The organism is Microbacterium sp. M, assembly GCF_045181065.1.
In the GTDB taxonomy this organism is placed as follows: Bacteria; Actinomycetota; Actinomycetes; order Actinomycetales; family Microbacteriaceae; genus Microbacterium.
The window spans coordinates 897,224-909,347 of record NZ_CP173721.1; the positions used below are offsets into that span (position 1 = coordinate 897,224).

10 protein-coding genes are annotated in these 12,124 nt (G+C 68.8%); 8 read left to right on the plus strand and 2 right to left on the minus strand.

The window, feature by feature from the left end; translation table 11 throughout:
* Nucleotides 1-187: 187 nt before the first annotated feature.
* Nucleotides 188-1,495 carry an isocitrate lyase gene (gene aceA, locus ACI7YT_RS04180; protein WP_406249222.1) on the minus strand — a complete coding sequence of 436 codons (1,308 nt, stop codon included), beginning with the start codon at nt 1,493-1,495 and terminating at the stop codon, nt 188-190.
* Nucleotides 1,496-1,619: 124 nt separating this feature from the next.
* Between aceA and ACI7YT_RS04185 the strand changes: the two genes are divergently transcribed.
* Complete coding sequence (locus ACI7YT_RS04185) at nt 1,620-3,071, plus strand: helix-turn-helix domain-containing protein (RefSeq protein WP_406249223.1); 1,452 nt, start codon at nt 1,620-1,622, stop codon at nt 3,069-3,071.
* A gap of 10 nt (nt 3,072-3,081) precedes the next feature.
* On the plus strand, nt 3,082-3,936 hold the full coding sequence (locus tag ACI7YT_RS04190) for a hypothetical protein (RefSeq protein WP_406249224.1): 855 nt from the start codon (nt 3,082-3,084) through the stop codon (nt 3,934-3,936).
* A 29-nt stretch (nt 3,937-3,965) separates the two neighbouring features.
* Here ACI7YT_RS04190 and ACI7YT_RS04195 read toward each other — a convergent pair whose 3' ends face one another.
* Nucleotides 3,966-5,072: a substrate-binding domain-containing protein gene (locus ACI7YT_RS04195; RefSeq protein ID WP_406249225.1), complete on the minus strand. Its 1,107-nt coding sequence runs from the start codon at nt 5,070-5,072 to the stop codon at nt 3,966-3,968.
* A 194-nt stretch (nt 5,073-5,266) separates the two neighbouring features.
* Between ACI7YT_RS04195 and ACI7YT_RS04200 the strand changes: the two genes are divergently transcribed.
* The 6 genes from ACI7YT_RS04200 (at nt 5,267) to ACI7YT_RS04225 (ending at nt 12,091) form a co-directional block, all read left to right on the plus strand.
* Complete coding sequence (locus ACI7YT_RS04200) at nt 5,267-7,165, plus strand: DUF2264 domain-containing protein (protein WP_406249226.1); 1,899 nt, start codon at nt 5,267-5,269, stop codon at nt 7,163-7,165.
* A 76-nt stretch (nt 7,166-7,241) separates the two neighbouring features.
* Entirely contained in the window at nt 7,242-8,528 is a 1,287-nt protein-coding gene (locus tag ACI7YT_RS04205) for an ABC transporter substrate-binding protein (protein WP_406249227.1), read from the plus strand.
* Nucleotides 8,529-8,593: 65 nt separating this feature from the next.
* Complete coding sequence (locus ACI7YT_RS04210) at nt 8,594-9,520, plus strand: carbohydrate ABC transporter permease (protein WP_406249228.1); 927 nt, start codon at nt 8,594-8,596, stop codon at nt 9,518-9,520.
* Complete coding sequence (locus ACI7YT_RS04215; protein WP_406250487.1) at nt 9,520-10,440, plus strand: carbohydrate ABC transporter permease; 921 nt, start codon at nt 9,520-9,522, stop codon at nt 10,438-10,440. Before ACI7YT_RS04210 ends, ACI7YT_RS04215 begins: the two co-directional genes overlap by 1 nt.
* Before the next feature lie 2 nt (nt 10,441-10,442).
* Nucleotides 10,443-11,111, plus strand: a complete 669-nt coding sequence (locus tag ACI7YT_RS04220) for a DUF624 domain-containing protein (RefSeq protein ID WP_406249229.1) — start codon at nt 10,443-10,445, stop codon at nt 11,109-11,111.
* Complete coding sequence (locus tag ACI7YT_RS04225; RefSeq protein ID WP_406249230.1) at nt 11,108-12,091, plus strand: hydroxyacid dehydrogenase; 984 nt, start codon at nt 11,108-11,110, stop codon at nt 12,089-12,091. Before ACI7YT_RS04220 ends, ACI7YT_RS04225 begins: the two co-directional genes overlap by 4 nt.
* Nucleotides 12,092-12,124: the final 33 nt, after the last annotated feature.

Below are 12,124 nucleotides of genomic sequence, written 5' to 3' on the forward strand. Positions count from 1 at the left end.
TGTGTGTCCTTTTCGTCGTCGAGCCGGGAGGCGTGTCCGGGTTGGTGCGGGTTCATGCGGTTGCGACCCGCGCCGACCCGGACATCACTGAGTGGCGTGTCCGGGTTCGTGCGGATCCTCGCGGTTGCGACCCGCATCAACCCGGACATGGGGTGCGCTGAGGTTGTGCACCCCGCCCGCCCCAGGGTCAGTGGAACTGCGCGGTCTCGGTGGAGCCGGCGAGGGCGAGCGTCGCGCTGTCGGGGTTGAGCGCGGTCGAGATGACGTCGAAGTACCCGGTGCCGGCCTCGCGCTGGTGCCTGGTGGCGGTGTATCCGGATGCCTCGGCGGCGAACTCGGCCTCCTGCAGGTCGACGTAGGCGCTCATGGCGCGCTCGGCGTATCCGCGGGCGAGGTCGAACATGGAGTGGTTCAGGGCATGGAAGCCGGCCAGGGTGATGAACTGGAACTTGTAGCCGAGATCGGCCAGCTCCTGCTGGAACGTGGCGATCTCGGCATCCGACAGGTGCTTCTTCCAGTTGAAGCTCGGCGAGCAGTTGTACGCGAGCAGCTTGCCGGGGAACCGCTCATGGACGGCCGTCGCGAACGATCGTGCCAGTTCGATGTCCGGCTCGCCCGTCTCGACCCAGAGCAGGTCGGCGTACGGGGCGAAGGCGAGTCCGCGGCTGATGACCGACTCGATGCCCGGACGGATCCGGTAGAACCCCTCGCTGGTGCGCTCGCCGGTGGTGAACTGCTGGTCGCGCTCGTCGACGTCGCTGGTGAGCAGGTCGGCGGCGAGGGCATCCGTGCGGGCGATGATGACGGTGGGGACCCCGGCGACGTCGGCCGCCAGGCGGGCGGCGTTCAGCGTGCGGATGTGCTGCTGCGTCGGCACCAGCACCTTTCCGCCGAGATGCCCGCACTTCTTCTCGCTGGCCAGCTGGTCCTCCCAGTGGATGCCGGCAGCACCGGACTGGATCAGCGACTGCGCCAGTTCGTACGCGTTCAGGGGTCCGCCGAAGCCGGCCTCGGCATCCGCCACGATCGGGGCGACCCAGTCCTGGGTGATGTCTCCTTCGGCGTGCTCGAGCTGATCCTGCCGCAGCAGCGCGTTGTTGATGCGGCGGACCACCGAGGGCACGGAGTTCGCCGGGTACAGCGACTGGTCGGGGTAGGTGTGACCGGCGAGGTTGCCGTCGGCGGCGACCTGCCAGCCGGAGAGGTAGATGGCCTTGAGCCCGGCGCGCACCTGCTGCACGGCCTGGCCTCCGGTGTAGGCGCCGAGGGCACGGACGTACTCCTCGGTGTGCAGGAGGTTCCACAGGTTCTCGGCTCCGCGGTGGGCGAGCGTCGACTCCTCGCGGACCGAGCCGCGGATGCGGATGACGTCCTCGGCGGAGTAGCTGCGCTCGATCCCGTCCCAGCGGGGGTCCGTGTCCCAGATCTCCTCGAGCTCGGCCGCGGTCTGGACCTGGTCACCGGCTCGCAGTCCGGTCGGGGTGTTGTTCGTCATGATCTCTCTCCTCCGTGGGATCGGGGTGGCTTGGCATCCACTCTGCGTGAAGATCTCGGATGCTGATGGCCGAACTCGAGGAGAAATTTGGGTGTATTTCTGTTTTCGTGACAGAATCCCCGGCATGACCCCGGCGCAGATCGAAGAAGACACCGACGCCCTCACCATCGGACGGCGCATCCGGCAGCTGCGCGCATCCCGCGGGATGACCCTGGAGGCGCTCGCCGCAGCGGTCGACCGCGCGCCCAGCCAGCTGTCGATGATCGAGACCGGCAAGCGCGAACCGAAGCTGACGCTGCTGCAGGCGATCGCCCGCGCGCTGGGCACGACCATCGACGCGCTGCTCGAGGGCGAACCGCTCGACGAGCGCAGCGCGCTCGAGATCTCGCTGGAGCGGGCGATGAAGGGGCACACGTTCCAGGCCCTCGGGATCGAGCCGTTCCGGATCGCCAAGAGCGTCCCGACTGACGCGCTGAAGGCGCTGCTCGCCCTGCACGGCGAAATCGACCGCCTGCGCGACGAGCGGGCGGCGACCCCGGAGGAGGCCCGTCGCGCGAACGTCGAGCTGCGGCATCTCATGCGGCGGCAGGACAACCATTTCGCCGAGCTCGAGGCGAAGGCGGCCGAGATCCTCGCGGCCGTGAAGCACCCGGGCGGCCCGCTCACCCAGCGCACGGCATCCGAGATCGCCGCGCATCTCGGGTTCACGCTGCACTACGCATCCGATCTTCCGCAGACGACGCGCAGCGTCGCCGACCTCGCGAACGGCCGGCTGTATCTGTCCGGCCAGGTGCAGGCCAAAGGGGATGCCCGTACCGCGGTGCTGCAGGCGCTGTCGAGCCGTATCCTCGGGCACGCCGAACCCCGCAGCTATGCGGAGTTCCTGCGGCAGCGGGTGGAGACGAACTACCTGACCGGGGCGCTGCTGATCCCCGAGGCGCACGTCGTACCGGCGCTGCGGGAGGCGAAGGCCCGCAGGGAGATCTCGATCGAGGACCTGCGGGATGCCTATTCGGTGTCCTATGAGACCGCGGCGCACCGGTTCACGAACCTTGCGACGCGGCACCTCGACATTCCCGTGCACTTCCTCAAGGTGCACGAATCCGGCACGATCACGAAGGCGTACGAGAACGACGACGTGAACTTCCCGACCGACCGGCTCGGCGCGATCGAGGGGCAGATGTGCTGTCGGCGGTGGACGAGTCGGGTCGTGTTCGACGAGGACGACCGGTTCAACCCTTACTACCAGTACACCGACACGGGAAACGGGACATACTGGTGCACGGCCAGGGTCGAGGCGTCCAGTGAGGGGCTGCACTCCGTGAGCGTCGGCGTGCGCTTCGACGACACGAAGTGGTTCGTCGGGCGGGACACCCCGCACCGCGGCGTATCGAAGCACGCGGTCGAGGTGTGCTGCCGCCGCGCGCCGGCCGAGCTCGAGCTGCGATGGCGTGAGCAGTCCTGGCCGAACGTGAAGACTCCGCGGACGCTGCTCGCGACGCTGCCGACCGGGGCGTTCCCCGGCGTCGACACGACGGACGTGTACGAGTTCCTCGAGGCGCACGCCCCTCGGTAGCCTTGCGGTGATGGTGCTCGACGGAGGGGACGAGATGTCGGATGAAGCGGCGACGCCGTCGGAGGATCACCCATGGCGGGCGGAGATGCGTTCGCTCCTCAGCGGTGTCGACCTCGTCGTGCTCTCGCTCGCGATCGTCGCCGGCGTGTGGGGCGTGTTCGCCACGTTGGCGGATGCGTCCGGAGACGACTTCGGCGGCAACCTCGCCGTCATCGCCCCCGGCCTGTATGCCGGCTGGTGCATGCTCGAGATGGCGTGGAAGCGCGCGCCCTCCATCGGCCACGTTCTCATGCGAATGCTCACCGCGTGCTTCGTCGCTCCGGCGTTCGTCGCGATCCCGATCGGCATCGTCCAGGCGATCGTCGTCGCCTTCCCCGCCGTGCGGCAGACGATCGCCGAATCCGGAGCGCAGAACGGCGGCTTCCACTACTGGTGGAGCGAGGGCGTCGTCGCGCAGCTGTTCCTCGTGCCGATGGCCGGCTACGTGATCGGCATGTGCATCCCACTGGGCGTGGTGCTGATCATCGTGATGCCCGTGCTCTCGATCCGCGCGCCGAAGATCGCCGCGGCCGGTTCCCACCTCGAGCGCGTCGATGGACCTGCCCGCCCGTCGGCGACGGCCTTCGTGTTCGTCGGCCTCGGCGCCACGACACTCGGGATCGTGCTGTGGGTGTTCGGCGACGGCGGCAGCATCCTGGAGTTCCCTGAGGGAGTGGCAGACTCCGTGGCGGCGTTGTCGTACGGCGACTTCTCGATGGAGGTCCTCTGGCCGCTGGGCGTCGTGCTCGTCGCCGGCGGGGTCCTCAGCATGATCTGCGGCTGCATACCGGTGATCGTCGCGCGTGGTCGTTCCGCGGACTCGTAGCCGCCTCGGGCGACGGGCTGAGCCTCGGGCTACGCGCGCGGAGCGGCCGTGCTGTCGCGGACGATGAGCTGCGGGCTCAACTGCACGCGGTGGACAGGCCGATCGATGCTGCCCATCCGGTGCAGCAGCAGGTCCACCGCGCTGCGCCCCACGGAAGCGCGCGGCGGGCTCACGGCGGTCAGCGCCGGCGTGAACAGCTGAGCGACCTCGTCGTCGTACGCGATGATCGACAGGTCATCGGGGACCGAGATCCCGCGGTTCAGCGCGAGATCGACGACAGCCATCGCTTCGGGGTCGGAGTGCACGAGGAGTCCGGTGATCCCGGCATCCATCATCGAATCCAGCGCGATGTTGACCTCGGAGGTGAAGTCGACACTCGCGCGATCCGGCAGGATCGTCGCCGCGTTGCGCGCCGGCTCGAGCTGCAGGTCCTCGACAGCCTGGTGCCAGCCCGCAGCGATCTTGCGAGAGGTCGGCGAATTGCGCGACAGCACGAGTCCGACGCGCCGATGGCCGAGGGCGGCCAGGTGCCTCGCGGCCAGCATCGCGCCCAGCCCGTGGTCGGTCACCACGGACTCGACCGGTGCCCCGTCGGGGGAGACCATCTCGCGTTCGACGAAGACGGTCGGGATGCCGGACTCGTGCAGCCAGCGCACGACATCCTGCGCGTGCGGGGTGTCCGTGTTCGGCGCGACGATGAGGCCGGAGATGTCCTCGCTGGCGACGAGCCGCTCCAGGACGGGGCGTTCGTCCTGCAGTTCGTACGACGCTCCGCGCAGCACGACCTTCAGGCCGCGTGCGCGGGCCTCGGCCTCCATGCCGCGGACGACACCGGGCCAGTAGTAGTTCAGGGACGGGACGAGCACTGCGATCGTGCGCTGCTCCGGCGGGCTCGCCGCTTCGGATGCGGCAGCCGCCGCGGCCGCCGCGCCCTTGGACGGCACAGCCCCGCCGTGCACGCGCACGAGCACGCCATCGCGCTCCATCTGCGCCAGGTCGCGGCGCAGCGTCACCGGGGTCACGCCGAGGTCGTCGACCAGTTGCGAGATACGCACGGCCCCGTCGCGCGCGAGTGCGTCGATCACGTGCTCGCGGCGCTTCGCCGCCAGCAGTGCGTGCGCGTTGTCGTCGGTCATGCTTCCTCGCCTCTCCCACGTTCTTTCTACCGTCATCGGCGTCCCACGCGGGGAATTCCGGTGTCGCGAGCCTTAAGCGATCATAACCGAACATAACGAAACGAGAAACATCTTGTTCTGAACGAAAAAGATTGCTAATCTCCGAAAGCGGTCATGAACCCGACGTGACCGCCCGCATTTCAAAGGAGAGATCCGTGCCCGAATGGACCCGCGCCGACTGGCTGACGTACGCCGATCGCCTCCTCGCAGGAGCGCGCGTCCAGGCATCCGAGAACTTCGCCCGCATCACCCCGCCCGGTGCCTCCGGCGGCTACGGTCGTGACGTCGACGGGCTGGAGGGGTTCGCCCGTACGTTCCTGCTCGCCGGCTTCCGCATCGCCGGAGCACGCGGCGAGGGCGTCGACCAGCTCATCGAGGACTACTCACGAGGCATCGCCGCCGGCGTCGATCCCGCAGCTCCCGACCGCTGGGTGCGTCTCGACGAGCACGCGCAGGCGAAGGTCGAAGCCGCCTCCATCGCACTCATCCTCGACATGACCCGCCCGTGGATCTGGGATCGGCTCGACGCCGTCACGCAGCAGCGCGTCGTCGACTACCTCGCGCCGGTGGTCGGCGACGACACCTACCCGCAGACGAACTGGGTCTGGTTCCGCCTCGTGGTCCAGACCTTCCTCCGGTCGGTCGGCGGACCATGGTCGCAGGACGACATCGAAGCCGACCTGGCCAGGCACGACTCGTTCGTCCGGCAGGGCGGGTGGTTGTCCGATGGCGACGAGCGCTCGTACGACCACTACGTCGGCTGGGCGCTGCACCTCTATCCGATCCTCTGGTCGCGCATGCAGGGAGCGGCCGACCTCGCGAACGGCCGCACGACGGCGGACATCGCGCGCCTCGACGAGTACCTGCAGGATGCCGTGGCACTCGTCGGCCGAGACGGAGCACCGCTCATCCAGGGTCGCAGCCTCGTCTACCGCTTCGCGGCGGCGGCTCCGTTCTGGGCAGGCGTCTTCGCCGAGGTGCCGTCGGTCCCGCTCGGACAACTGCGCCGCGCAGCATCCGGCATCGTGTCGCACTTCGCCGACCACGGCGTCCCGAACTCCGACGACCTGCTCGACCTCGGCTGGCACGACGAGTGGCGCCGGCTCGCGCAGAACTACTCCGGCACCGGTTCGCCCTACTGGGCCGCCAAGGGGATGCTCGGGATCGCGCTCCCGGACGACCACCCCGTGTGGGCTGCCGAATCCGTTCCGCTGCCGGGGGAGACGGCCGACGTGCTCCGCACCGTCGAGAGCCCCGGCTGGGTCATCTCGGCCACGCACGACGACGGCATCGTGCGCGTCATCAACCACGGCACCGACCACGCGAACCCCGGCGACCTCGTCGGAGATTCGCCGCTGTACGCGCGGATCGGCTACTCCACGGCCGCGAGCCCGCTGCTGAACGGCGACGCCTGGCAGGAGCCGCTCGAACAGTCCGTCGCCCTCCTCCACGCCGACGGCCGCGCGACGAACCGAGCGGGCATGGACCTCCTCGGCATCCGTCGAGACGTCGACGCCGGCATCGCCGGATCCACGGCCCGCGCGCACTGGATCGCGCCGGACGCGGTGCAGGTGCGCCACGGCTCCGGCATCACCGGTGAGGTCACCGTCGCCGGCTCCGTCACGACCTACTCGATCGTCCGCGGCGCGTGGGAGGTGCGCCTCGTGCGCATCAACTCCCTCGAGCAGGGCGTCGAGCCCGCCGCGCTGCGCATCGGCGGCTGGGCGATGGCCGCGGACGCCGTGGCGATCGATGCTGCCGGCGCCACCGCGTGGGCCAGCGCGCGGGGCCGGGTCAGCACGATCGTCGCCCTCACGCCTGGTGGAGCGCCGAGCGTCGCAGAGCGGTTCGAGGCCAGCCCGCTGGGCCCCGTGGCCGCGGTCCCCGTGTTCACCTACGAACCAGTCGTCGGCACCTGGATCGCCGTCGCTGTCGGACTCGCCGGCGACGCCTCGAACTCCGGGGCGCCGGCCGTCACGGTCGACGGCGATGTCGTCGCGGTGACATGGACCGACGGCATCCGCACCTCCGCAGACCTGACGACGAAGAACTGACAGATCACCGGGCGGCCCGACCGTCCGGAACCCGACCCATTCCTGGGCCAACGCAATCGCAAAGGAGCAGCATCCCATGAACCGCAAGATCCTCGCCGCCGGCAGCATCGCAGCTGTCGCGGCTCTCGCACTGGCCGGCTGCAGCAGCAGCGGAGACTCCGGCGAAGCCGCCGATCCGGACGCGCCGGTCACGCTGAGCGTCTCCGCCTGGAGCATCGAGACGACGCCCGAGTTCCAGCTGCTCGCCGACGAGTTCGCCAAGACGCACGAGAACGTCAAGATCGAGCTCAAGGAGTACGACCCTGCCGAGTACAACACGCTCGTGACGGCCGACCTCGCCGCCGGCTCCGGACCGGACATCATCACGCAGAAGGAGGTCAAGTACGTCACCACCTTCCAGGAGGGCGGCCAGCTGCTCGACGTCTCCGACGTGGCGCTGCCCGAGGGCATCGGGGGAGCGAGCTCCTACGAGGTCGACGGCACCGCGTACGCCGTGCCATACCGCCAGGACTCGTGGGTGCTCTTCTACAACAAGGCGCTGTTCGACGCCGCCGGTGTCGAATACCCTGACGGATCGTGGACGTGGGACGACTACGCCACCGCCGCCGAAGCGCTGACCACGGATGCCTCCCAGGGTGCCTACCTGCACAACTGGCAGTCCACGGTGCAGGGCTTCGCGAACGCGCAGACCGGCACCGACATCCTCGAGGGCGACTTCAGCAACCTCAAGGACTACTACGACAACACGCTGGCGCTGCAGGATGCCGGAGCGCAGGTCGACTTCAACACCGCCAAGGCCAACCAGCTGACCTACCAGGGCGAGTTCGGCACGCAGAAGGCCGCCATGCTGCTCATGGGCACGTGGTACACCGCGACCCTGATCGCGCAGCAGGCTTCCGGCGAGGCGAACGAATTCGAGTGGGGCATCGCTCCGGTTCCGCAGCTGGACGCCTCGACCGCCGGCACCGACAACACCCCGGTGACCTTCGGCGACCCGACCGGCTTCGGCATCAACGCGAACATCGATGAGGCCAAGGCGGACGCCGCCAAGGCGTTCCTGGAGTTCGCCGCGTCCGAGGAGGCCGCGCAGCTGCTCGCCGGCATCGGAATCACGCCGGCGCTGACGAACGACGCGATCGCCGAGACCTACTTCGGTGTCGAGGGCGCGCCCGTCGACGAGCTGTCCGCGTTCTCGTGGGCGACGCACGAGACGCTGCCGGAGAACCCGACCTCGAGCAAGACCGCGGCGATCCAGGGCATCCTCGGCGATCTGCACACCGCGGTGATGTCCGGGGCCGAGCCGATCGACGCTGCGATCACGACCGCCGAGGAGCGCGTCGCGAACGAGGTCGGACTCGACTGATCGATCGGGGGCGGCACGCGCGACGGGCCGCCCCCGACTCCTCCCGCTCGTATCCAGGAGATGACATGACCACGACAGATGCCCCCGAGGCGCCGGCGCCGAAGCTGAAGCGCCGCCGCTCGGCGCTGCGCCGCCGCAATGCGCTGATCGGCTGGAGCTTCATCCTGCCGAACTTCGCCGGGTTCGGGTTCTTGACCCTGCTGCCCGTGCTGATCCTGTTCTATATGGCGTTCACGAACTGGAACGTGTTCGGCAAGGCCGACTGGGTCGGCTTCGCGAACTTCCAGCGCCTGATGGGCGACGGCAGCTTCCACATCGCCTTCTGGAACACCATCTACTATTCGGCGCTGCACATCCCGCTGACCATCGTGGTGTCGCTCGGGCTGGCGCTGCTGCTGAACAACAAGCTGCGCGGTGTCGCGTTCTTCCGCACCGCGGCGTTCTTCCCGTACATCACCTCGATCGTCGCGATCGCCGTCGTATGGAACCTGCTCTTCAGCCCGGACTACGGGCCGATCAACGAGATCCTCCGGGCCATTGGCATCCAGAACCCGCCGGGGTGGCTGACTTCACCGGAGTGGGCGATGCCCGCGGTCGTGATCGTGTCGACCTGGCGCGACATGGGCTACTACATGATCCTGTTCCTCGCCGGACTCCAGACCGTCCCGCGCGAGCTGCACGAGGCCGCGCGCGTCGACGGCGCGAGCGTGTGGCAGCGGTTCGTCAACGTCACTCTGCCGTGCCTGCGGCCGACGATGTTCTTCGTCACCGTCATGCTGACGATCAACTCGTTCAAGATCTTCGACCTCATCCTCGTGATGACCGACGGCGGGCCGGGGCAGGCGACGCTGGTGCTGTCGCAGTTCATCTACAAGAAGGGCTTCGAGGAGTCGCAGTTCGGGTACGCGTCCGCCGCCGCCGTCGCACTGTTCTTCCTCTGCATCCTCGTCACCATCGGCCAGTTCCTGTGGAACAAGAAGCGGAGCGCATGATGACTCAGACCGAACTCCTGGTGACCGGTCGCCGACCGCTGCGCAAACTGAGCGACCCGGCCCCGGCCCCATCGCGCCGCGTCGGCCAGTCCTCCGGCCGTCGCCGTGTCGGCCGCATCCTCGGCTATCTCGCGCTCGCCGCCTTCGCGATCGGCCTGCTCCTGCCGTTCTTCTGGATGGTGATGAGCTCGCTGAAGACCGCGAACGAGGTCTTCTCGGTCCCCGTGGTGTGGATCCCCGAGACCTTCGTCTGGCAGAACTACATCGACATCTGGACCAAGGCCGACATGCTCACATGGATCCGCAACACGCTGGTCCTGGCCGTCTCGGTGACCTTCCTGCAGGTGCTGACCGGATCGTTCGCGGCGTACGGATTCGCGCGGATGCGCTTCGCCGGCCGCGACATCCTGTTCCTCATCTACGTGGGTACCATCGCCGTGCCGTGGCAGTCGTACATGATCCCGCAGTTCATCCTGCTGTCCAACCTCAAGGTCTCGAACACGCTGTGGGCGATCATCCTGCTGCAGGCGTTCGGCGCGTTCGGGGTGTTCCTCATGAAGCAGTACTACGAGACGATCCCCGAGGAGCTGAGCGAGGCCGCTCGCCTCGACGGCCTGAGCGAATACGGAATCTGGCGCCGCATCATGCTCCCGCTTTCGATCCCCGCCATCGCGAGCCTGTCGCTGCTCACCTTCGTGAACACCTGGAACGACTACCTCGGGCCGCTGATCTACCTGCGCAACCCGGATCTGTGGACCATCCAGCTCGGGCTCAAGAGCTTCGTGAGCAACCTGTTCGACACGAACTACGCGCTGCTGTTCGCCGGGCTGACGATCTCGGTGATCCCGATCGCCGTGATCTTCCTGCTGGGGCAGAAGTACTTCGTCGAGGGCATCGCCACCAGCGGGATGAAGGGCTGACCATGAAGCGCGTCTCGCACAGCACCTGGACGGCGATCCTCGGGGTCGTCTACCTCGGGCTCATGGTGAACTTCCTCGTCCTCGTGGCGGCGGCACCGCTGGTCGTGCTGCTCATCACCACCGACCCTGCGCACTCCTGGCCGCTGCTCGCACTGGCCGCTCCGCTGGCGGCGCCGGCGCTGACCGGTGCCTTCACGGCCTTCCGCGAGAACGCCGTCGGCGAGACGCAGGTCGTCCGCGCGTTCTGGCGCGGCTGGAAGGCGACATGGCGCAAGGCGATGCTGCTCGGCCTCGCCGGCACCGCGCTGATCGTGGTCCTCCTCGTCGATGTCCGAGCGGTCGCGGACACCCCGGCATCCGTCGTGGTCGTGCCCGTCCTCGCGATCCTGACCCTCGTGACGCTCTCCACCGCGCTGGTCGGGCTCGGTGCGCTCGCCGAGGTGCCGTCCGCCCGGATGCGCGATGCCGTCAAGGCGGCGCTGTACCTCGGCATCCGGCGCTGGTACCTGACGGCGCTGTCCTTCGCCGTGCTCGCCGTCCAGGTGGGGCTGTTCACGACCATGCCTGCCATCGCCATCGGGCTCACGGCCGCGCCCGCGCTCTACGTCGCGTGGGCCAACAGCCGGTACACGCTGCGCCCCGTGCTCGAGGTCGCCGAGGTGCGCGCGTGAGCGGTGTCGTGCGCACCGCGATGAGTCCGGACGTGTTCGACCTGCTCTTCGACGAACCGCGAATGCGGAGGCTGCGGTCGCTCTCGACCGCCCCGTCGCTCGTGCTCGGCGACGGACCGATCGGCGACACGGAGATCCTGCTGACGTCCTGGGGCGCGCCTCGGCTGGATGCCGGGGTCCTCGACCGGATGCCCGAGCTGCGCGCCGTCGTTCATGCCGCCGGGAGCGTTCAGGACCTGGTGTCCGAGGAGCTCTGGGACCGGGGGATCGTCGTCGCCTCCGCCGCAGACGCCAACGCCGTGCCGGTGGCCGAGTTCGCTTTCGCATCGATCGTGCTCGCCTTCAAGCGCGCGTTCGCCCACGTCCGCAATCAGGAGCGCGAGTCGCTCGGCTGGGGCGACCTCGTCACCTCGCCGGCGTACGGCAGCCTCGGCCGCACCGTCGGAATCGTCGGCTTCTCGCGGATCGGGCGCCGCGTCGTCCCGATGCTGCGCGGGATGGCGGGTGTCACGGTGCTCGTCGCCGATCCGGTCGTCGACCCGCGGGCGGTCGCCGCGGCCGGGGGCGACCTCGTCCCGCTGGACGAGCTGCTGCGCCGATCCGATGTGCTGTCCCTGCACGCGCCGGCGCTTCCCGAGACCCGGCACATGATCGGCCGTGCTGAGCTCGCCGCCCTGCGCGACGGGGCGACGGTGATCAACACCGCACGAGGATCGCTGATCGATCACGACGCGCTGTTCGAGGCGTGCGCCTCAGGGCGGATCGATGCCGTCCTGGATGTGACGGACCCCGACCCGTTGCCGGTGGATGCGCCGCTGCGGCACCTGCCGAACGTCGCGCTCACGCCCCACATCGCGGGATCCATGGGTACCGATGTGCGCCGTCTCGCGGACTCCGCGCTGGAGGACGTCGCGGCGCTGCTCGCGGGTGCGACGCCGGCGGACACGATCACGCGGCGCGACATGCAGGTCAGCGCGTAGCCGCCTCTCGTCGTCCTCGCTCGACGTGAGCGC